General features: G+C 71.7%; 20 protein-coding genes and 1 pseudogene. 1 reads left to right on the top strand and 20 read right to left on the bottom strand.

Annotation, left to right across the window (positions count from 1 at the left end; genetic code table 11):
• Nucleotides 1–31: 31 nt before the first annotated feature.
• From ASF78_RS10555 to ASF78_RS10495, 13 genes are all read right to left on the bottom strand, one after another.
• A complete protein-coding gene (locus tag ASF78_RS10555; protein ID WP_056588551.1) occupies nucleotides 32–871 on the bottom strand; it encodes an ABC transporter permease in 840 nt (279 codons plus the stop codon).
• Entirely contained in the window at nucleotides 858–1643 is a 786-nt protein-coding gene (locus ASF78_RS10550) for an ABC transporter permease (protein ID WP_082494978.1), read from the bottom strand. Before ASF78_RS10550 ends, ASF78_RS10555 begins: the two co-directional genes overlap by 14 nt.
• A complete protein-coding gene (locus tag ASF78_RS10545) occupies nucleotides 1633–2607 on the bottom strand; it encodes an ABC transporter ATP-binding protein (protein WP_056588543.1) in 975 nt (324 codons plus the stop codon). Before ASF78_RS10545 ends, ASF78_RS10550 begins: the two co-directional genes overlap by 11 nt.
• Entirely contained in the window at nucleotides 2604–3671 is a 1068-nt protein-coding gene (locus ASF78_RS10540; RefSeq protein WP_156374132.1) for a nucleotidyltransferase family protein, read from the bottom strand. The genes ASF78_RS10545 and ASF78_RS10540 overlap by 4 nt, the downstream gene beginning before the upstream one ends.
• Nucleotides 3668–4441, bottom strand: coding sequence for a hypothetical protein (locus ASF78_RS10535; RefSeq protein WP_156374131.1), 774 nt, complete (start codon nucleotides 4439–4441; stop codon nucleotides 3668–3670). Before ASF78_RS10535 ends, ASF78_RS10540 begins: the two co-directional genes overlap by 4 nt.
• Before the next feature lie 151 nt (nucleotides 4442–4592).
• Nucleotides 4593–6209 carry an ABC transporter substrate-binding protein gene (locus ASF78_RS10530; protein ID WP_056588536.1) on the bottom strand — a complete coding sequence of 539 codons (1617 nt, stop codon included), beginning with the start codon at nucleotides 6207–6209 and terminating at the stop codon, nucleotides 4593–4595.
• Complete coding sequence (locus tag ASF78_RS10525) at nucleotides 6206–7111, bottom strand: hypothetical protein (protein WP_056588529.1); 906 nt, start codon at nucleotides 7109–7111, stop codon at nucleotides 6206–6208. Before ASF78_RS10525 ends, ASF78_RS10530 begins: the two co-directional genes overlap by 4 nt.
• Nucleotides 7112–7519: 408 nt before the next feature.
• Complete coding sequence (locus ASF78_RS10520; RefSeq protein ID WP_056588528.1) at nucleotides 7520–8308, bottom strand: SDR family oxidoreductase; 789 nt, start codon at nucleotides 8306–8308, stop codon at nucleotides 7520–7522.
• A gap of 75 nt (nucleotides 8309–8383) precedes the next feature.
• Nucleotides 8384–9178, bottom strand: coding sequence for an IclR family transcriptional regulator (locus ASF78_RS10515; RefSeq protein WP_056588527.1), 795 nt, complete (start codon nucleotides 9176–9178; stop codon nucleotides 8384–8386).
• Between the two features lie 18 nt (nucleotides 9179–9196).
• The gene (gene kduI / locus ASF78_RS10510; protein WP_235518527.1) at nucleotides 9197–10036 is read right to left on the bottom strand and encodes a 5-dehydro-4-deoxy-D-glucuronate isomerase; all 840 of its coding nucleotides are present in this window, start codon (nucleotides 10034–10036) and stop codon (nucleotides 9197–9199) included.
• Nucleotides 10037–10060: 24 nt separating this feature from the next.
• Nucleotides 10061–11368, bottom strand: a complete 1308-nt coding sequence (locus ASF78_RS10505; protein WP_200940581.1) for a TRAP transporter large permease — start codon at nucleotides 11366–11368, stop codon at nucleotides 10061–10063.
• Nucleotides 11365–11925 carry a TRAP transporter small permease gene (locus ASF78_RS10500; protein ID WP_056588524.1) on the bottom strand — a complete coding sequence of 187 codons (561 nt, stop codon included), beginning with the start codon at nucleotides 11923–11925 and terminating at the stop codon, nucleotides 11365–11367. Before ASF78_RS10500 ends, ASF78_RS10505 begins: the two co-directional genes overlap by 4 nt.
• Nucleotides 11922–12956, bottom strand: coding sequence for a TRAP transporter substrate-binding protein (locus ASF78_RS10495; protein WP_056588521.1), 1035 nt, complete (start codon nucleotides 12954–12956; stop codon nucleotides 11922–11924). Before ASF78_RS10495 ends, ASF78_RS10500 begins: the two co-directional genes overlap by 4 nt.
• 217 nt (nucleotides 12957–13173) lie before the next feature.
• Here ASF78_RS10495 and ASF78_RS10490 point away from each other — a divergent pair, with 217 nt between their 5' ends.
• Entirely contained in the window at nucleotides 13174–14130 is a 957-nt protein-coding gene (locus ASF78_RS10490; protein WP_056588518.1) for a DUF4862 family protein, read from the top strand.
• Nucleotides 14131–14134: 4 nt separating this feature from the next.
• Here the strand turns inward: ASF78_RS10490 and ASF78_RS10485 are convergent, their stop codons facing one another.
• The 7 genes and pseudogenes from ASF78_RS10485 to ASF78_RS23025 all read right to left on the bottom strand — a co-directional run.
• A complete protein-coding gene (locus ASF78_RS10485) occupies nucleotides 14135–15253 on the bottom strand; it encodes an FAD-dependent oxidoreductase (protein ID WP_056588515.1) in 1119 nt (372 codons plus the stop codon).
• Between the two features lie 79 nt (nucleotides 15254–15332).
• The gene (locus ASF78_RS22370; RefSeq protein WP_156374130.1) at nucleotides 15333–15896 is read right to left on the bottom strand and encodes a hypothetical protein; all 564 of its coding nucleotides are present in this window, start codon (nucleotides 15894–15896) and stop codon (nucleotides 15333–15335) included.
• Nucleotides 15897–15955: 59 nt separating this feature from the next.
• On the bottom strand, nucleotides 15956–18808 hold the full coding sequence (locus tag ASF78_RS10475; RefSeq protein WP_056588511.1) for a hypothetical protein: 2853 nt from the start codon (nucleotides 18806–18808) through the stop codon (nucleotides 15956–15958).
• Nucleotides 18805–20640, bottom strand: coding sequence for an HSP90 family protein (locus tag ASF78_RS10470; RefSeq protein WP_056588510.1), 1836 nt, complete (start codon nucleotides 20638–20640; stop codon nucleotides 18805–18807). The genes ASF78_RS10475 and ASF78_RS10470 overlap by 4 nt, the downstream gene beginning before the upstream one ends.
• 133 nt (nucleotides 20641–20773) lie before the next feature.
• Nucleotides 20774–20998 (bottom strand): pectate lyase, encoded by a 225-nt coding sequence (locus ASF78_RS23035; RefSeq protein ID WP_255354817.1) that lies wholly within the window; start codon nucleotides 20996–20998, stop codon nucleotides 20774–20776.
• A 49-nt stretch (nucleotides 20999–21047) separates the two neighbouring features.
• Nucleotides 21048–21274, bottom strand: a pseudogene (locus ASF78_RS23030) (pectate lyase); the annotation flags it as partial.
• 1 nt (nucleotide 21275) lies between these two features.
• Nucleotides 21276–21614 (bottom strand): pectate lyase (locus ASF78_RS23025; protein ID WP_235518526.1); only part of this gene is annotated, 339 nt, incomplete at its 3' end.
• Between the last annotated feature and the right edge of the window lie 75 nt (nucleotides 21615–21689).

Genomic DNA, 21689 nt, shown 5'->3' with positions numbered 1-21689 from the left:
CGGGGTCGGGGACATGGGTGGTGGTCGCAGGTCATTCGTCGAGGTCGATCCGGCCGTCGTCGCGCCCGGCGTGCGCGTACCGCTCGATGAGGAGACAGCCGAGGACGAGCCACACGGCGCCCAGTCCGGCGGCGACGAGCAGGGGTCCCGACGACGCCGCGACGACCTCCGCCCAGGTGCCCTCGCCGACCATGGATCTGCGGACCGCCTCGATCGTGTGCGTCAGCGGGACCACCTGGGCGACGGCCTGGACCGCTGCGGGCCAGTAGCTGATGGGGACGAACACCCCGCAGAGCAGCGCGACGGCGACCTGGACCACGCTGGAGACGAGATTGCGCGTGTCGGGCGCCCGCAGCACGACCGCCGCGACGACGAGGGAGAAGCCCAGGGACGCCAGGCTGGTCACGACGACCGCACCGGCGAGGCCGGCCACCTGCGGGCCGGTGAACGACAGCCCGAACACGGGACCGACCACCAGGAGGACCACGAGCGGCGTGATGATGGCGCTCGGGACCCACTGGCACGCCCGGCCGACGAACGCCGGCCAGACCCGCGTCGGCGCCATCATCAGCAGGGGGAGCGTGCCGCCCTGCCGCTCCCAGCCGACCGTCTGGACGACGAGCATCATCTCGAGGGCGCCCAGGAAGATCCCTCGACCGATCAGCAGATCACGGGTGATGTCCGGCCGTTCGAGCAGGATGCCGAGGAACGCGAAGAAGCTGACCTCCAACGCACCCCTCAGCACCCAGCCGAGGCCCCAGGTCCACCACGTGTACCGCGCTGCGAGGTCCGCGCGTCCGGTGCCCATCGCGGCGCGGAGCACCGGCAGGGGCCGGACGACCGCGCGCTCGATCGTGTCAGGTGAGCGCAAGGCGACCCTCCTGTCGGGCATGCCGCAGGGTGCGTCGCACGAGGACGCCGCCGAGCAGCGCGGTGACCAGACCGAGCCCGAGGATCACGGCGCAGCGTGGGGCCCAGTCCTCCGCCGTTCCGGCACCGAGCGTGTCGCGGAACAGGTCGGACGCCCACGAGAGGTAGACGAACCGCGAGGCGATCTCGAGCCACTCCGGGTAGATCGAGACGGGGACCAGGACACCGCCGAGGATGAACATCGGGTAGCCGAGGGCGTTCTGGTACGTGTGCGGGTTTCTGGTGTTCACGAAGACGATCGACAGCAGGATCGACGTCGCGACGGTCGCCAGGGCGGTCACGACGAGGGTCACCGCCGCCGGGCCGAGCTGGGAGAAGGACGGTGCGACGCCGAAGGCGAGCCAGCCGAACGCGATCGCCTCGGCGAACACCACGAGCGAGAAGGCGGTCACCGCGCCGACGCGACCGCACAGGTAGCCGTAGAAGGACATCGGCGACGACACGAGCAGCTCCAGCCGCTGGTTGTCGCGGTCCTTGGTGACGAGCTCGCCGCAGACGAACAGCGCGTTCTGCCACAGGGCCATGAGTGCCGGCGCGAGGACCGCCGTGAACTCCAGGTCCGGTCGCCCGGCGTACCGGAGCACCGCGATCACGCCCATCGTCTGCAGCGGGACGGTGATCAGGAACAGGACGTCGACCGGGGAGCGCCGGAGGATCACCGCCTCGAGCCGCGCGCTGCCGATCAGGCCCGCCAAGGCACCTCTAGCCGACATGCATGCCTCGATCCCCGACCGCTTGGAGGTAGACGTCCTCGAGGGTCGGACGCATCACCGCGAAGTCGTGGAGCCCGGCGGCGACGAGGTACTGGAGCAGGTCACCGATCGACCCGCCGTCGCGGACCGCGACCGACAGGACACCGTCGGTGCGGAGCTCCGCGTCGACCGACGGACGCCGTGCGACCTCTGCCGCGACGTCCTCCGGCGCCCTGCCGGCGAAGTCGTAGACCTCGACGCGCGCTTCCCCGCGCGCCCGCGACCGGAGCTCGGCCGGGGTGTCGCTGAACCGGATGTGGCCCCCGTCGATCAGCGTGACCCGGTCACACACAGCTTCGGCCTCGCGCATGTCGTGGGTCGTCATCAGCACGGTGACACCCCGCCGGTTCACGTCCTGCACGAGCGCACGGAAGGCGTGGGCCGCGGCGGGGTCCATGCCCATCGTCGGTTCGTCGAGCACGAGGATGCGAGGGTTCACCAGGAGCGCCCGGGCCAGGTGCAGACGCTGCTTCATGCCCCTGCTGAACCGTTCGACGGCGTAGTCGACGTCACCGAGCCCGACCTGACCCAGCACGGCCCCGACGGCGTCGCGGGTGGGCCTGGTCCTGCCCATGCCGTAGGCCGCCGCCCAGAACTCCAGGTTCTGCGCGGGGCTGAGCCGCGGGTAGAGGCCCCGGTCGCCGCCGAGCACGAGCGCGACGCAGCGGCGCACCTGCGCGGCTTCCCGGACGACGTCGTGCCCGAGAACGGTGGCCGTCCCGGACGTCGGGAGCAGGATCGTGGTGAGGATCTTGGCGAACGTGGACTTCCCTGCCCCGTTCGGGCCGAGCAGGCCGTGCACAGAGCCCTGCTCGACCCGGAGACCGACCGCGTCCAGTGCTGTACGCGTGCGACGGGCACGGCCCTTGCCCGTGACGAACGTCCGGGTCAGGTCGGTGGCCTCGATCGCGAGCGCGTCCGTCACGTCGCCGACCCTCCTGCGTCGAGCTCGTCGGCGACGAGCTGCGCGACGGCGGCCTGAACGGCGTCGAACGTCTCGGGCGACAGCACGGCGTTGCTGGTGAGCACGAAGGTCCCGAGTGGTGTGACGAGGACGTCGGTGCCTGCCATCTGGCTCCGCTCGACCGACCACCCGGACCGTAGGCGGGATCCGGGGACGAGGATGCCGAAGCTGAGCCCGAGCCCCTCGTCGCCGCGAGCCGCCGTGGTCCGGCGCCGAGCGGCTTCCCGCTCGGCCGCGTCCCGCAGGTCCACGAGCTCGTCGTCGAGCGTTGCTGCGATCCCGTGGGCCCGGGCGAGCTCGACGAGCTCCACCAGCTCGGGCGCGAGCCGGTACGACTCGACCGCGGCGAGCAGGCTCGCCCGACGCTCGGGCGTCAGCTGGTCGCAGAGCACGCCGAGGTCGAGCACGTCGCGGACATGGAACGGCCGCTGGAACCGTTCCTCGGACAGCGCGAGGACGTTGGCGACGACCTGGTCGGCGGGCACGCCGCGACGCAACGGGACGGTGTCGGAGTCGCCGTAGTACAGGACGGTCGACAGCTCGACCGACAGCGGCTTGTCGTAGTACTCGTCCTCGGCGGGGGCGCTCAGCGCGACGTACAGCTCCCGTTCCGTTCCCTCGACGACCGTGAGGTCGACCGAGTCGAAGCCCAGGTCGTCGACGAGCAGCAGCGCGGCGGTCCACAGGTCGTCCACGGAGCCGACCACGAGATCGAGGTCGGTCTGCGCCCGCAGCACGCCGGCGGGGTACAGGTCACCGATCGTCCGGCCCTTGACCACCCGGAAGTCGATCCCCGCCGCGCGGATGCGGCTCTCGCACTCGTCGTACCGGGCGACGCGGGCCCGCTGCCGTGCCAGGGTCGCCGTCGCGGCGGGGCTGAGCGGTGCACCGGCCTGCTCCCACAGCGAGAGCATCAGGTTGCCGACGCTGTGGTGTACCGCGTCGGCCTTGCGCAGGTTCAGGTAGGGCCCGTCCTCGGGGTCGAGCCCGAGGGCGGCCTCCACCTGGTCCGCGGTGATCCTCATGCCCACTCCTCCTGCGAGAGCCAGACGGTGTACAGGACGTCCCAGCCGGAGCCGGTGAGGCCCCGGATCACGGTGCGCGCACGCTCCGCGCCCTCGTCTCCCGCCGCGTGGACCACGTTGCCGACGAGTGATCGGCCGAGCGCGCCGGCCGTCGCGTCGGCCGACCGGACGAGTGCGCGCTCGACCCAGGTGCGCCAGGACCGATCAGGCCCGTCGACCAGGACGTCCACCAGCTCGATGTACCGCTCGCCGGTCACGTCGTCCTCGGCCGTCCGGTACGTCAGGTGGCCCACGGGCCGACCGTCGACCCGCGCCACGATGGACTCGGCGTCCGTGTCGGCGGCGATCTCGTGCGCCCATCGTCGTGCCACGTCTGCCGCGATCCCCTCCTCGTCGTAGCCGCGACGGAGGGCGAGCTCGAGCCAGCCGAGAACAGCGTCGCGGGCCTCGATGTCGGCCTGGACATCCACCGGGCCGATCGTCACCGCAGGCTGTGGGGGCTCGTCGGCGGGGCCGACCTGGTCGGCCGGCAGGCGACGGAACCGCACGAAGGTCATGAACGGCTCCCACGCCCCGGGGAGCGTGGTGCCCGCGTCCGCGCGGACGAGGAGCGGCTGTCCGGGACCGTGCTCCGCCACCGCCCTGCGCAGGGAGTCGCGGATGCTGCCGGGGTCCGCGGATGCGATGGCGGGAAGCTCGGCGACGTACACGTAGTCCTGACCCGCGACCGGGTCGCAGAACACTCCGGCCGTGATCGATGCGGTCGCCATCATGACCTCCTTCGGGCGGTGCTGGGGGTGGGGTGACCCGGAGTGGCCCGTCACGAGATCGGGACACCCCGGGTCACGACTCACTTGGTGCTCGACTTCTTGGGCTGGGCCTTGTTGAGGCGAACCGCGATTCGAATCAATGCCATCTGTCTCACCACCTTTGCTCGGCTGTGTGGACCCCCGAGGCGCGCTCGGGGAGATCGCGGAGCGTCCACTCCGCGACGTTCCAGAGGGGGCCGGCCTGGTACGGGTAGGGCGTCGGTCCCTCGAGGTGCGGGCGCCACGCGACGAACGACGGGAAGACGAACAGCGGCAGGCTCGGCAGGTCCTGTGCCATGACCTCGTCGGCCGCGGCGAACAGCTGCGAACGTCGGCGCTGGTCCGGTTCGAGCGTCGTCTGACGCAGCAGGTCCGTGACCGTGGCGCTCGTGTACCCGGCGTAGTTCTGTCCGTGGACGGCCACCCCGGGGGGCCCGCCCGCGGGGTCCGCCATCCACAGGGTGTTGTGGCCGACCGGGTCCGGGTTCCCCGCGTAGCCGAAGAGGGCGAGGTCGTAGTCGGCGGACGCCAGCTTGTGCAGGAGGTCCCGCCCGCTCGTGACGTCGAGCCGGACGTCGACGCCGAGCTCGTCCAGCCAGCCGGCGATGAGCTCGGCCTGCTCGATCCGCAGTCGGCTCGAGTCCGCGAGCAGCAGCCGGAGCACGACGGGCTCGCCGCCTTCACCGATGAGCCTGCCGCGCGACCAGTCGAGGCCGGCGCGCCACGCGGCATCGTGAGCGCGTCGGGGGTCGCGGTGGAACCGCGCGAACGCCGGCCGGTAGTCGGGGTGGTGCGGTCGGCGGACGAGGCTGTCCAGCCGGGTGCCGTCCTCAGCGGTGCCGGGCACCATCGCTGCGAGCGCGTCCCTGTCGATGCTCCACGCAATCGCCTCGCGCAGGCTACGGCGCGAGAGCCACCGGTTGCGATGCTGGAACGACAGCTGCTCCCACTGCTCGCCCGGGCCCACGCCCCAGCTCAGCCCGGAGTCCTGGACCCGGGCCAGCGTGCTCGTGTCCAGGTCGGGGGACGCGACGTCGGCACGGCCCTCGATCAGGTCGTCGATCTGCTGTGCCGCGTCCGCGCCGAACCGGAACGTGAGTCCGGCGATGCCCGTCGCGGCAGCGCGGTCCCGGTCCACCGCCGTGACCTCGAGTCGCTCGCCCCGGCTCCATGTGGAGAGCCGGAACGGCCCGGACGACGGTCTGACCTCGACGTCCCAGGACGAGGTGAAAGGCCGCCCGCCCAGCAGGTGCTCCGGCAGGATGGATCCGGTGCTCGAGGTGAACAGGTCGAGGTACGACGGGTACGCCTCGGACAGGTGCAGAACGAACGACCGGTCGTCGACCGTCTCGATCCGCTCGATCAGGTCGTAGCCGTCGCGCTCCGGGATGTCGCTGTCCGGGTCCATCATCACGCTGTGGGTGAAGGCGACGTCGCGCACCGACACCGGCCGCCCGTCGTGCCAGCGCGCGTCCGCCCGGAGTCGGTAGGCGATCCGCCGGCCGGCGTCGTCCGGGGCGGGAGGCTCGGCGAGCAACTGCGGTGTGTACCTGCCGCGCGCGTCGACGGCGTTGAGCGACTGGAGCAGGCAGGAGGACACGACGCTCGTGGCCAGGCTCTTGGCCGCGCGACGCAGCGGGTTCAGCATCGGCGGCTCGGTCGCGGCGTGCACACGGACGAGCCGCGGGGGGTGGGCGACGGAGACGTCCTTCGACGACACAGCCGTCACAGCAGGTCCGCCAGGACGCTCAGCTCGGTCGGGTCCGCCCGCAGGACGACCACCCGCACCCCGGCGTCGCGCAGCGCGTCGGCGACCTTCTCGGGGGGCCAGCACAGGACCGGCATCGGGAGCCCGTGCCAGGGCAGGAACGACGGCTCGTGCGAGTCGAAGCTCTCGTCCTGCAGGACGTCGACAAGCATCCGCCGGTCCACGTCGTGCGTGAGGTCGAGCTCCCGCAGCTCGGAGGCACCGCGCGCGACCTCCAGCCGGCTCAGCACCAGCGTGCCGAGCGTTGCCGACGGGACGAACCGGGTGTTCGTGGCGTCGGTGAACCAGGACATCGGGTAGATGCGTTTGGTGTCCTTGTCGAACGCGTACCTCAGGGGCTCGGGGTGCGCAGTCGTGCGCAGCGGGTTGTCCCGCTCGCTCTCGAAGCGCTCCGCGGCGCCCCGGAGCACCGGGTACGTGATCAGCGTCCCCTCGCAGAAGCTCGCGTAGGAGGGCCAGCTCTGCACGGTGACGTCGGCGTCGATGCGGAGCCACGCACGGTCGTTGGTGAGCGGGACCGCGCCGTAGGTGACGACGGCCTCGGTCAGCAGGGTGGTCTTGCCTGCGGAGACGGACCCGGTGAACAGGACCGCCCGCCCGTCGCGTCCCAGCACCCCGCTCGCGTGGAGCAGCGGGCCGGTCGCGCTGTCACGGCGGTAGAGCGCGACCGAGCGCTGGACGTGGAAGACGGCCTCTCCGACGACCGAGGGCTTCGCCCAGGGCTGCGCAGCCACGCGCCACCGGTCGGCCGCCTCCGACGTCACGGCGACGCCACGTCCGGCGAAGCGCACCGTCCGCGGAGATGTCTCGAGGAGGTCGCCGGAGAGCGACCAGTAGGAGTGCTTGCTCCGGTGCACCGGCACCGGGGCCAGCGCGTCCGGCGCCGGCGTCCCGTCGGCCTCGACGGTGAGGCGGACCGGGTTCGTCGGCCCGGGAATTTCGTCATCGGTATAGGCGCGAAGAAATGATTCTGTGTATCCTACGAATGCGTCGTCCGAGGATTCCACGGCGAACTCAGAATCTAATATTGTGTGTGACAACATTGTCTCCCGGTCCCACTGGTTCCTACTGCCTGGGGGGCGAACGAGAGCGACTGTAGTGTCCGGACCAGGGCATCTACAAGCCCTGTCTTGCCAGTTTGTCACCGTAGTCAGATTGTATTGACCCCCCTATCACTCCGATAGTGCGCGAGTCAAGATTGCATCTGAGGCGCGTCACAGGCGCGGAGACCCGCATTTTTCCGCGGTTCCGCAGCGAATCGCGTGGACCGTTCAGCGGGCGAGCCACCCGCCGTCGACGGGGAGCACGGCACCGTGGATGTAGTCGGCGGCGCGGGAGCACAGGAACAGGACCGCACCGGCGATGTCGGTCGGCTCGGCCCAGCGGGCGGCGGGGATGCGGGCGAGGATGGCGTCGCTGCGCTCGACGTCCTGCCGCAGGTCGTGGGTGTTCGCGGTGGAGACGTACCCGGGAGCGACGGCGTTGACGTTGACCCCGCGGTCGGCCCACTCGTTCGCGAGCGCCTTGGTCAGCCCGGCGACGGCCGACTTGGACGCGGCGTACCCGGGCACGTTGATCCCGCCCTGGAAGCTCAGCATCGACGCGGTGTTCACGATCTTGCCGCTGCCGCGCTCGAGCATGCCGCGGCCGACCTCCCGGGACAGCGTGAAGGTGGCGCGCAGGTTGACTTCCAGGACGTGGTCGAAGTCCTCGTCGGAGTGCTCGGCCGCGGGTGTCCGGCGGATGGTCCCGGCGTTGTTCACCAGGATGTCGACGGGGTGCGACGCGAGCTCGGCGGCCAGCGCAGTCACGCGGGCACTGTCGGACAGGTCCGCGGCGAGCGGCGTGAAGGACCGCCCGAGCGCCTCGACGGCAGCGCGCGCGGGACTGTCGCCGGAGGGCATCGCGTGGCTCACGGCGATGATGTCCGCGCCGGCCGACGCGAGCGACTGCGCGATGGCCAGCCCGATGCCCCGGCTCGCGCCGGTGACGACGGCGAGCTTCCCCTCGAGGCTGAACAGGCTCTCGAGGTAGGCGACGGGCGGGGTGGCGAGGGTCATGGGTCGGTGCTCTCTGGTGGGTGCGGGCGTGCTCGTCCACCGCACGGCGAAGGCCGTGCGGGTCGTGCGGGAGGATCAGGCGCGGTAGCCGAGGGCCGCCGAGATCTTGTCCGCCGTCTCGATCGCCAACGGGGACATCGCCTCGACCTGCTCCAAGGTGTGCTCGAGGGTGAGCGTCGAGATGCTGAGGCCGTACCGGATGGTGCCCGTGTGGTCCCGGATCGGCGCCGCGACGCACACGACGCCGGGCACGTTCTCCTCCCGGTCGAGCGCGTAGCCGAGGCGTCGGATGTCCTCGACCTCCGCGCGCAACCGCTCGAGCGTCGTGATCGTGTGCTCCGTCCGCTGGGTCAGCCCGGCGCGGGCGACCAGCCGTTCCAGCGCCTCGTCCGTGAAGCCGCCCAGGACGACCTTGCCGATCCCCGACGTGTGCAGCGGGAGGGCGTGGCCGACGCGCGAGGGCATCTGGTACGGCTTGTCGGAGTCGCTGCGGATCAGGTAGACGATCTCGTCGCCGTTGACCGCGCCGACGTGGACCGTGCAGTGCACGACGTCGACGAGGTCGTCGACGAACGGCTGCGCGATCGCGGAGATGTCGATCCGCTGCAGCGCCCGGCCGGCGAGAGACAGGATCTTCGGCCCCGGCAGGTACGTGCCCTCCGGCGAGACGGTGATGAACCCGGACTCGGCGAGGGTGGCGAGGATGCGGTGCGCCGTGGCCTTGGCCAGACCGGTCGCCTCGACCACGTCACTGAAACGCGGGTGGTCGAGGACGGCCTCGAGGACGAGGAGGGTCTTCTCGCTCGCGCTGGCCGACGAGGCGGTGGTGGCAGGTGCGGCTGCCCGACGTTCCGTCTGTTCCGTGGCCATGGTCGTCATCCTGCCGCCTCAGCGCATGTCCGCGATGGCGAAGCCATCCATGTCGTCGAAGGACTGGTTCTCGCCCGCCATCGCCCACACGAAGCTGTAGCTGGCGGAGCCCACCCCGGAGTGCACGGACCAGCTGGGCGAGATGATCGCCTGCCGGTCCGCGACGACGAGGTGACGGGTCTGAGTCGGCTCCCCCATGAGATGAATGATCCTCGCCTCGTCCGGCATGTCGAAATAGAGGTAGGCCTCGGTGCGCCGGTCGTGCGTGTGCGCGGGCATCGTGTTCCACATGCTGCCGGGGTGCAGCGTGGTGACGCCCATGACGACCTGGCAGCTGCGCACCCCGTTCTCGTGGATGTACTGGTTCAGGGTGCGCCGGTTGGAGGTGAGCGCGTCGCCGAGCTCCCGCACCACCCCGCCGCCGGCCTCGACCAGGGTCGTCGGGAAGGCGGTGTGGGCGGGTGCCGACACCAGGTAGAAGCGGGCCGCCTCGGCGGGGTCCGACGACGACAGCACCACGTCGACCGCTCCGCGGCCGATGTACAGGCAGGCGCCGTGGCCGAGCTCGTACGAGGTGCCGTCGACGGTGACCGTCCCGGCGCCGCCGACGTTGACGATCCCGCCCTCGCGGTGCTCGAAGAAGAACTCGGAGCGGATCTCGGGGAAGGTCGGCAACGAGATCGGGCCGGTGACCGGGCTCGCGCCGAGCAGGACGACCCGGTCGTGGTGGGTGTAGACGGACGCGACCTCGTCGTCGACGAAGAGGTTCTCGACGAGGTACCGGCGACGCAGCTCGTCGGTGTCCATCCCGGGCACGTGCTCGGGGCTTGTTGCATAGCGCTGTGCCATCTGCTGCATGGGGTGCCTTTCGGAAGGGGTCGACTACAGGAGGCCGAAGAGGCCGGGCAGCCAGAGGGACAGGGCGGGCACGAAGGTCACCAGGAGGAGCACGGCGACGAGCGCGAGGAAGAACGGCATGAGCCGTGAGATGACGGACTCGACCTTGACGCCGGCCACCTGGGCGCCCACGAACAGCACCGGGGCCGAGGGTGGCGAGATCACCGCGATGCAGAGGTTGAACGTCATCATGATCCCGAAGTGCACGGGGTCGATCCCGTACTGCATGGCGATCGGCAGGAAGATCGGCGTGAAGATCAGGATGGCCGGTGTCGCGTCGAGCGGGATCCCGATGATGAGCAGGACGATCATCATGATCAGCAGGACGACGATCTTGCTGTCGGTGAACCCGAGCAGCGTCTCCGCGATGAGCTGCGGGATCTTGGTGAAGCTCATGACGAACGACATGATCGACGAGACGCCGATCAGGAAGATCACCACGGAGCTGGTGCGGGCCGCGGCGTACAGGATGTGCGGCAGGTCCTTGATCGTGATCGCCCGGTAGAGGAACGCCAGCAGCAGGGCGTAGACGACCGCGATCGCGGAGGCCTCCGTCGCGGTGAAGAACCCGGCGATGATGCCGCCGATCACGACGACGACGAGGGTCAGCGACGGCAGCGCCTGGACGAACGTGCGCCCCAGCTCGGAGGCCGTCGCCCGCACCGGAGCCCGGAGCTCGGGGTGCTTGCGGGCGTAGAACCAGACGACGACCATGCAGGCGACGCCCCAGAGGATGCCCGGGATGTAGCCGGCCATGAACAGCGCCCCGACGGAGGTCCCGCCGCTGGCCAGTGCGTAGATGATCAGCAGGTTGCTGGGCGGGATCACCATCCCGCTGGGTGCGGAGGCGACGTTCGTCGCGGCGGTGAAGCCCTTGTCGTAGCCCTCCCGCGCCTGCATCGGGGCCATGGTCGTGCCGACGGCCGCCGCCGCCGCGATCGCGGACCCGCTGACCGAGCCGAACAGCATGTTGGCCAGGACGTTGGTCTGGGCGAGCGGCGCCGGCGTCCTGCCGACCAGCACCTTCGCCAGGTTGATGAGCCTGGTCGCGATCCCGCCGTTGTTCATGATGCCGCCGGCGAGGACGAAGAACGGGATGGCCAGGAGGGCGAACGAGTTGACGCCCGTGAACATCCGCTGCGCCGAGGTGGTGGCCCCGTTCTCCAGCCCGAGCACGAGGATCATCGAGATGGCCGACGGGAGGCCGATGCTGATGCTGATCGGTGCCCCGATGATCATCAGGACGACCATCCCGCCGAGCATGACTGCGCTCACGAGCGCGACGTCGGTCACAGCTCCACCCCGTCCTCTGCGGCGATGTGCTCGACCCCGGTGTAACCCGGGGAGAGCGTCCTGATCAGGTGGTAGACCAGGTAGAAGGTGAGCAGGACCCCGGAGACCGGCACCGCGAGGTACAGGACGCCCGCCGTGATCGGCAGCACCGGATTGAGCTGGTGCATGTTCTGGGCGGCGTTGAGCCAGCCGCCCCAGACCATGACGAGCAGCGCGAACGTGAGCGTGGTGAGGTACGCGACGATCTCGAGCACCCGCTGAGCCGCGAGCGGCGCCTTCTGCACGAAGTAGTCGATCGCCACGTCGGCCTTCTCGCCCGTCGCGATCGAGATCCCGATGAGGCTCAGCCAGATGAACACGTACCTGGCTGCCTCCTCCGACCAGATGCTCGGGTTCGACAGGACCAGGCGCGTGAAGACCTGCCACGTCACCAGGACGACCAGGAGCGCGAAGAGGGTCACGCAGGTCGCGCGCAGGACGACGTCGAGGAGGTTCTTGAACCTCGCGAGGATCGACGGCCGCGCGGCGCTCTCGGAGCTCAGCGGGTGCTCACTCACTCCGCGGCTGCCCGGACCTTGGCGTGGATGTCCTTGACGAAGTCGTTCGTGAGCTTCGACTGCGTCAGCGGGGCGATGGCGTCCGCGAACGCGTCCGCGTCGACCTCGTTGAACTTGGCGCCGTCCGCGATGGCCTTCTCCTTGGAGACCTCGATCTCGGTCTTCCAGAGGGTGCCCTCCTCCTCGACGGCGGCGGCGATCTCCTCGGCGAAGATCTCCTGCACGTCCTCGGGCAGCCCGTCCATGACGGCGGGGTTGCTGATGAGGTAGTCGGGCAGCATGAGGTGCTTGGTGTAGCTGTAGTACGGCGCGACCTCGGAGTGCTTGACGTTCGCGTAGGTCAGCTCGTTGTTCTCGGCGCCGTCGATGACGCCCGACTGGATGGCCGTGTAGACGTCGCCCATGCCCATCGGGGTGCCCGTCGCGCCCATGAGCTTCATCATCTCGATGTTGGTCTCGGACTCGATGACGCGGATCTTCATGCCCTCCATGTCCGCGGGCGTCTCGATCGGCTTGATCGAGTTGTACATCGAGCGGACGCCGCCGTGGAACGAGCCCAGGACGCGCAGGTTCTGGTCGTCGAGCGAGGCGTACAGCTCGGAGACGATCTCGGGGTCGTTCGTCGTCTCGCGCTGGTGGTCCTGCGAGTCGAACGTGAACGGCAGGTTGAAGACGACGAAGTCGGGGTTGTAGTTCTCCAGCAGCGGCGCCGCGACCATCGCGAACTCGATGGTGCCGCCCTGCACGAGCTCGATGGTCTCCTTCTGGGCGCCGAGGGTCTCGTTGGGGAACACCTCGAGGTCGTAGGCGCCGTTGGTGCGCTCCTTGATCCGGTCGCCCATGGCGTCGAGCGCGATGTACTGCGGGTGGTTCGGCTGCTGGTTGAAGGCCACCTTGAAGGTGGTCGTCTCGACCGGCTCGTCCCCGCCCGTCTCCGATGCACCGGGCTCGGCAGCGCTGCTGCAGGCGGCGAGCGTGAGGGCCGCGGCCCCGAGCAGTGCGGTGAACGACACGACCTTGCTTCGCATCATGGGATGACTCCTTCGTCGGCTCACGCAGGTGAGCGCGCTGGTCGAGCAGCGGGGGGTGGATACAGAGGAGAGCGGGGAGGTGCTACGTGCCGAGACTTCGTCGTCGTCGGGGACAGGCGTCGGTGACTGTCTGGAAATGGAACTCGGTTCCGTACAGCGGAAAAGGTAGATAGTCTCGGTCTGCCCGTCAAGTCATCGCCGACTATCCGGAGGATCCATGCCGTCGCTTCGCCACCTGCTGCTCTCGGGCTACATCGCCGCACCCGAGGACCCCGCGGAGGAGGACGAGTTCTTCGCCGGCCTGGTCGACCTGGGGATCGGCGGCCTCGAGCACGCCCTGCCCGTGGAGGGCACCCGCAGCCTCGAACCCGCCTGGGTGGCCAGGAACCTGCGGCCCGAGTGGGACGTCGTCGTCTCGCTGGTGCCGACGATGATGCCCCGCCTCGGCTCCGCACCGACCTACGGCCTCGGCTCCCTCGACGAGGACCAACGGGCGCACGCGCTCGCCGATGTCGCCCGCGCCCGCGACCTGGCCGTCACCCTCGCGCAGGCCGACGGCCGCCGACGGGTCAGCGCGATCGAGGTGCACAGCGCACCCGGACCGCGCGCCGGCTCCGTCGAGGCGTTCTCCCGCTCGCTCGACGAGATCCTCGGCTGGGACCTCGCCGGCGCCGAGCTCCTGGTCGAGCACTGCGACGCCTACGTGCCCGGGCTCACCCCCGCGAAGGGGTTCTGGACGCTCGAGGACGAGCTCGCCGTCGTCCGCTCGAAGGGCCTGTCCGCCGACGTGCTCGGCATGTGCGTCAACTGGGGCCGCTCCGTGATCGAGGGCCGCAGCACCACCACCGCCGTCGAGCACACGCAGGCGGTCGCCGAGGCCGGCCTGCTGCGCATGCTCGTGCTCTCCGGCGCCACCGGGGCCGAGACGCCCTGGAACCCGCCGTGGTCCGACATGCACATCCCCCCGCGTTCCGACGACCACGCGGCCCTCGCGGCCTCCGCGGACTCGCTCATGGGCCTCGCCGAGATCACCGAGACCCTCAAGGTCGCCGGTGACGTGCCCCGCGTCGGCGTGAAGGTCGGCGTCCGGCCGACGGACGCGGACGTCGCCACCCGGCTCGCCGTCGTGCGGGCGTCGCTGGAGCTCGTCGCGGAGGCGCGCGCGAGCCTCTGACGACCTACTGCGGTGCCTCCCAGCGCACCATCGCCGTCGCAGCGCGCGCCGATGCCGCGTCCGGGAGCACGCGCAGCAGCACGTCACGGGTGGCGGCCGCCGGTCCCCAGCGCAGCTGGGCCACGCGACCGACGCTGCGCGCCCGGCCCGCCATCGACTGGGTGCGCCGGCGACGCAGCCGGTCGTACTCCTGCAGCGCGGACCGAAGATCGTCGCGGTCGGCGAGGACCGCCAGCGTCGCGGCGTCCTCGAGGGCCTGCCCGCCACCCTGCCCGACGTCCGGGGTCATGGCGTGCGCCGCGTCGCCGAGCAGCGCAACCCGGCCCTGCACGAACGTCGGCAGCCGGCGGTCGAGGTCGTGGATGTCGTGCCGCAGGACCGCCCCGGTCCCCGCCACCAGGGCGGGGATCGGTGCGTGCCATCGGCCGAACCGGCGCACGACCTCGGCGTGCTCGTCGGCGAACACCCTCCCCGCGGGGAGGGTCGCGACCGCGAACCAGTACACCCGGCCGTCCCGCAGCGGCACGTACCCGAACCGCTCGCCGCGCCCCCACGTCTCGCCGGCAGTGCCCAGGACATCGACCGGTCCGTCGGTGACGCCCCGCCACGCCGAGTACCCGGCGTACCGGAGCCCGGCTCCCCGGGCGAACGTGCCGCGGACCGCGCTGCGCAGCCCGTCGGCACCGACGACCAGGTCCGCCGACGTCCGCGCCCCGGACGCGTCGACGACGGTGCCGCGCGCGTGCTCGACCTCCGTCACCTCGACCCCCGTCCGCACGACCCCCTCCGGCAGCGCGTCGAGCAGCACGCGCTGCAGGTCGTGGCGGTGCACCACGGCCAGGTCGTCGACCGTGCCCGCCGGCACCCGCACCAGCCACCGGCCCGAGGGCTGCCGCTGACCGGTGCTGGTCCCGACGCCGACCGGCGCCGCGATCGCCCGGACGTCGTCCTCCAGGCCGAGGACGCGCAACGCCGTCAGCCCGTTGCGGAAGAGGGAGATGCCCGCACCCGGCGCCGACAGGTCCGGGCTCCGTTCCAGCACCGTGACGTCGTGCCCGCGGCGATGGAGGCCGACGGCCACCGCCAGGCCGCCGATTCCCGCCCCGACAACTGTGACCAGCATGCGCGCTCCTCCGTCAGACCCCTCGCCCAGGATGTCGGAACCAGGCCGCGCACAGGGCACGATCCGGCTGAGAAGCGCGTCACGCCACCGCGGCGCGCTCCTGCCCGAGACGCGAGAGCGCCGTCGCCAGCCCCAGCCGTGCGGCCAGCACGTCGAGGCTCGTGAGACCGGTCACCCCGCGGCTGCGGTGGACCGCGACGAGCGCGGGGAGCAGGTCGTCGTGCGGGACGGGAACCGTCGCCTCGAGCACGGTCTCGGTGCCGTCGGTGACGAGGTAGGACATCGCGGGTCCGAACTCGTCCGCCGGTCCGACGCGGAAGCGCACCGACCCGACCTCGACGGGTGCGGGCAGCGGCTGACCGGCCACGTGCCCGATCTCCAGCAGGTCGCGGATCGCCGTGGCGCCGTCGGCGTCGAGCCCGGCCGACGCGTCGAGGGAGTCCAGGTCCGCGAGCACCACGCACGACTCGGTGGGCTCCACGGAACCCGGGTGCCAGGACGCGTCGACCTCGAGCGCGAGGAAGCCCCCGCTCACCGAGAACGCGTCCCGGATCAGCGTCGCCCGCTCGTCGGCGGACAGGCCGCGCATGGGGTGACGACGGGTGGTCCCCGCGGAACCGCACGAGCACGAGAGAGTGATCATGGGACCAGGGTGCAACCGACCACTGACACGCACCCGTCGCACACGCCGCGGCCGGTCGATCAGCCGTCGTCGCCGAAGTGCCGCTCCCAGAACGCCTGCGCCTCCTCCGGGCGGCCCGCCTGGTCGAGCCACATCGCCGCCGAACCGGCCGCGCTCCTGCTCACCTGCGTCGCACCGGCGGCGCGGGCACGCACGGCGACGTCGTCCAGCAGCGCGAGCCCCTCCGCGTCGCGGCCGACCTCGAGCAGCGCGACGCCACGCAGGCTCTCGCCGTCGAGGGCGCGGGCCCCGTCCCCGAGCGCCTCCCACGCCTCGGGCAGGCCGTCGAGCGCGTCGAGGGCGCGCTGGTGCTCGCCCGCGTGCTCCAGCAGCTGCGCGGACAGGGCGCGGAGCGTGGCGTCCTCCCACGGGAAGTCCCACGAGGCCAGGTCTCCCGCGGACGACGGGTCGGCGAGGACCCGGGCCTGCGCGACGTCGTTGGCGGTGCGAGCACCCTGCAGGTCCGCGAGCGCGGCGTCCAGCCCGTCGGCGTCGAACCGGGCCCAGATGCGGTCGCGACGGATCACGAGCGCCGCGGCGTCCAGCCCGCTGGCCTCCGCGGCGTCGAGCGCGGCGGCGTACACCCGGGTCGCCTCGACCGCGTCCACCGACTCCCGCAGACCCGCGAGGCGGTGCAGCGCGTGGCACGCGAGCGCGGGGGTCCCGTCGGCGCCGGTGGCGAGCTCGACCGCCTCGCGGGCGAGGGCCTCGGCACGGTCCGACTCCTCCATCGCCGACGAGAGTCGCGACGCGAGGTCCAGCAGGGTGAGCCGTTGCTCGGTGCGGTGCTGGCGCTGCCGGCGCGGCACGGCACCGTCGCGGGGGACGATCCCGAGGGTCGACTCGGCCAGCTCGACCGCCTCGACCTCACGGCCGCGTCGCGCCATGACGTGCGCGACGAGGGTGCGGCAGTCGATGGCGACGTCGGCGAGGTCCTCGTCCAGAGCGGCCGCGGCGACGGACATGGCGTGGGCCTCCGCGCGCTCGTGCTCGCCCGCCGCGACGAACGCCCGGACGCGCGCTGCCTCGACGTGGAGGGCGAGGGCCGGTGCACCGGCCCGGCGCGCGACCGCCGCGGCGTCGTCGAGCAGGGCGAAGGTGCCGGGCAGGTCACCGGCGTTCGCCCGGGCGCCCGCCCGCCCGCCGAGCACCTGGACCCGCACGTCCGGCTCCTCGTCGTCCTCGAGCAGATCCAGGACCGGGCCGTCCGGTGCGGTCGCCAGGCGGAGCCGCGCGACGAGGCCGCGGTCGTGCGGGGTCAGCTCACCGGTGGCGGCCAGCAGGTCCAGGGCCTCGGTGCGCAGCCGCTCGGCGAGGTCGTCGGGCGCATCGGCGGCCAGTCGGGAGCGGACCAGGGCACGCTGGCCGCTCGTCCCGGTGGCGTCCACCGTCCTCAGCACCGGCTCCGGGTCGATCGGCACCCCGGCGCGCAGGTCACCCAGGAGCTCGACGAGCACGGCCTCCGCCTCGTCCCCGAGCTCCCGGTACAGCTGCACGGCACTCTGCGTGAACGCCGGTTCGGGGTCGATCGCGCTCGCCGCGCAGAACGCGTCGAGGTCCGCCCGGGCACGCCCGACGGCCGTCTCCGCCTCCCGGCGCGTCGCCCAGTGCGCGGCCAGCCGGTCCCACGTCGGACGGTGCGCCACCCGCTGCGCCAGGGCGGCGAGGCCGGCCAGCCCGGCGACGTCCAGGGCGTCGAGGTCGACGTCCTCCTGGAGGGCCGGGTGCGCCGGGACCCGCGGCAGGTCGAGCGGCGGGGTCGTCGTGCGTTCCGGGTGCGTCGAGCCGAGCGGCAGGGCGGGCAGGTCGGGCGCCTCGATCCAGCCCCGGACCCGGTCGCCGACGGTCGTCGTCCCGTTGCGCTCGTCGAACCGGCGGGCCGTCGTGAAGGCCTGCGACTCGACGCGGGCGAGGACGTCGACCGCGCGCTCGGGCTCCCGGCCGCGCCCCCGGACCAGCCGCTCGCCGTCCCCGGCGTCCACCACCGTGCGCAGCAGCCGCGTCGCGGCGGCGGCGAGCTGCATCCCCGTCATGGGCGACGACGGTCGGTCCAGGGCGTCGAGCTGTTCCGCGAGCACGTCCAGACCGCGGCAGACGTTGCCGGTGCGCGCCAGGACCTCGAGATGGCGGGCGACGGCGGCGGTCTCCCCGGGGTTGCGGCGGCTCGCGCGGTACGCGGTGCGGTGCGACGCGGCGGCAGTCTCGACGTCGCCGAGCTCGATGATCGACGCGAGCGCCATGGCGACGGCGCGCTGGGGCTGCTCGGAGCACCCGACCTCGCCGCGCACCACGGGACCGAGCTCGTCGACCACGTCCTGGTGACGGCCCAGCTCGGCCAGGTGGGAGATGCGCTGGTCCGGCTCGCAACCCTCGCAGTCGGACAGCCGGGTCCGCGGCGCCCGTCGCCACTGCAGGTACTGCGCCTCCGACGCGGCAGCGCCGTGCACGTGCGCGTGCAGCACGTACGCACAGCTGAGCACCGGGGCGAGGCCTTCACCTGCGGCGACGTACCGGTTGCGCATCCCGTCGAGGACCGACTCCAGCTGCTCCAGCGAGATCTCCGGGTGGTCCAGGAGGTCGACCACCATCCACTTGTGCAGCCACAGCACCCGGTAGCGGTCGTCGTCCGTGAGCCAGTCCGGCTCGGCGTCGTAGCACCGGACGAGGTACGCGAACGGCGCGAACATGCGGTGCTTCGCGGTCGCGTAGAAGAACGACTCGACGAGCTCGAGCCGGGCGCGGAACCGCATCTCGTCGTCGGCGGACGCGTCGGCGGCGCGGACGAGGTCCTCCGCGGCGGCGGTCCTCTCGAACCGCGGGGTGAGGGTCACCAGGTCCAGCAGCTGCTGCACCTCGGCTCGGGTCACGGTCACGCGAGGGTCCCTCCGGGTTCGTCGACCGCGCGGTCGAGCAGGGCGTTGAACGAGCGGTCGATCAGGGCGGTGTCGACGGGGCGGAGCCGTCGGCCGCCGGCGAGCAGGGCCCGCCCGTACAGGGACTCGGCGGCGACCTGCCGCAGCGCGGCGTCCCGCAGGACGAGGACCCGGCGCACGGTGGGGCTGGTGTCGTTCAGCAGGAGTCTCGGCCGGTCGCTGCCGCCGTCGTCGAACGCACCGAGCAGCGCGCTCCACACGTCGTCGGCCTCCGCGGCGGCGGCGCGCACCTCGCGCCGGTCGCGCCGGTCCCCCTCGTCGAGCAGGAGCGCGGGCACCGACGCCGGCGCGAACGCCCGCAGCTCGACGTCCACCTGGACGCCGTCGAGCACGGCCCGCACGTCGGCGAGTGCGACCTCGACCTCCCGCAGCCGCTCGTCCGGCACGAGCCGGACGTGACCGTCGATGTCCCCCAGGGCGACGACCTCGACGACGGCGGTCGGCTCGACGTCGACAAGCCGACGCACCAGGTCCAGGTCGAACGTGTACCCGCCGTTCACGACTGCGACGCCCTGTGCGGCCAGGACGGCACCGACCTGACGGAAGTCGTCGATCGTCGCGGCCACGCGGACCACGTCGGTGGTCCGCAGCAGCTCCGGCAGCGTGCACCGACCCTGGTTGGTCTCGAACGGCAGGAGCGGCAGGAGGATCCGGAGCAGCTCGTCGTCCTGCAGCGCCATCGCCTTGACGGCCACCTGGTGGATCGTGAGGAAACGCTGCATCCGCTCGGGCTGCGTCGACGCCATCCGCACCAGCCACGCCCGCACCTGGGCGCCGATCTCCGCTCGTGTCTGCTCCAGCAGGTCGTCGTCGAAGAGGGCTTCCCGGTTGGCCGTCGGCCGCAGGAGCTGCGAGTCCACCGCGCACCGGACGAAGAACGCCCACTCCGGGACCAGGTCGGCCACCTGGTCGGACAGGAGCATGCCCTTGAGGTGGACGCGGTGCCGCCCCGGGCTGGCGCTCGCCGCCCGGTGCCCCCCGATCACGGCGACCCCGTCGAGCCCGGCCTGCGGGACCCGGATCGGCAGCACGTGGAACGGCTCGCCGCCGAGCTCGGCCGACGCGAGCTCCACGCACGCGGCCCGGCGACGCTCAGGGTCCTCGATCCGCCAGGGCGGGGTCTGCAGGCTGGCCTCCACGTCCCCCTCGCCCGTCCGCACGACGACCCGGTGCGGCAGGTACGAGCCGAAGTGCCGGGCCAGGTCGACGACGGACACGCCGTCGAGCAGGTGCTCGGTCCCGCGCCGGGGGGTCAGCGTCACGCAGGTTCCCGGCCCGGCGGCCAGCCAGGACGCCCGCTCGTCGTCGGCGTCGAGACCGTCCGGCAGCGTCGCCAGCGCGTACGTGCCGTCCGCCTGCCCGACCCACCGGACCCACGGCCCGTCGGCCCGTCGGGTCACCACCTCGATGTCCTCGCTGACCATGAAGCAGCTGAGCAGCCCGATGCCGAACTGCCCGAGCAGGTCCGAGCGCGCCAGGCCCAGCTCGTCACGCTTGCTCGAGCGGCCGATGGTCGCCAGGAACGTCCGCACGTCGTCCTCGTCGAGCCCCACGCCCGAGTCCATCGCGTGCAGCCTGCCGTCGGCCGCGGCGTCCGTGGGGACCAGCAGCAGGGCCGGCCGGTCGTCCGTGGTCCCGCGCACCGTGACGGCGTCGACGGCGTTCTGCATCAGCTCGCGCACGTACACGCGGGGGCCGGAGTACAGGTGGTGGCTCAGGAGGTCGACGATGCCGCGCAGGTCGACCTGGAACGTGCTCTCGTCCTCACGCACGCGTGAACTGTAGGGCAGGCGTCCAGACCGGCGGTGGCGTTTGCGGCCCGCCGTGCCGCGGACGTGGAACGGCCCGCCGCACCCCGGTGAGGGGATGCGGCGGGCCGGGTCGTTCAGCAGTGGCGTCGGGACGTCACTTGTAGGTGATCGAGGAGGTCGAGTACCCGCACGCGGACGACGGTCCGGAGCCGATCTTCGACGGCTCGCCCGAGGTCACGCCCTTGTACTCCTCGCAGATCACGATCTTCTTGGACGAGTCGTTGTAGATCGACACGTTCGTGATCGTGGCCTTGTCACCGAGGTTGGAGTTGATCCCGACCAGGGACTTGCCCGGGGCGGTCACCTTGATGTTGTCGATGACGACGGTGCGGGCGTACTGCTTGGAGCAGTTCCCGCACGAGCGGTANGTTGATCCCGACCAGGGACTTGCCCGGGGCGGTCACCTTGATGTTGTCGATGACGACGGTGCGGGCGTACTGCTTGGAGCAGTTCCCGCACGAGCGGTACAGCTTGCCGAAGTCCGTCACGGTGAAGCCCTTGATGACGAACTTGCCGGGGCCGTTGTGCTGGAAGACCTTGTCGGACGCGCCCTTGGCGCCGCCGCCGTTGATGGTCATGACCTGCGAGCTCGACGNCTTGATGACGAACTTGCCGGGGCCGTTGTGCTGGAAGACCTTGTCGGACGCGCCCTTGGCGCCGCCGCCGTTGATGGTCATGACCTGCGAGCTCGACGAGCCCTTCAGCGTGGCGGCGTCCTCGCCCACGTCCTCCCACCAGACGTTCTCCAGCGTGCAGGTCCCGGTGCAGTGCACACCGTCACCGGCACCGGTGCCGATGATGACGTTCTTCAGGGTCGCCCCGTCGGAGAGCTGGAAGATCGGCGGCTGCGACTCGTCCTGGTCACCCGAGGAGATCCCGTAGTACCGCACGTACCCACCGTCGAGCGTGCCCGAGACGTTGATCGTCGAGGACACCTTCTTCTCACCCGAGGCCGAGGGCCACGAGCCGGACGGCGGCGTCGTGGGGTTCGAGGTGGGGGACGACGTCGG

It is taken from the genome of Cellulomonas sp. Leaf334 (assembly GCF_001424195.1).
Classification (GTDB): Bacteria; Actinomycetota; Actinomycetes; order Actinomycetales; family Cellulomonadaceae; genus Cellulomonas.
This window is presented reverse-complemented; position numbering and strand designations above follow the sequence as displayed.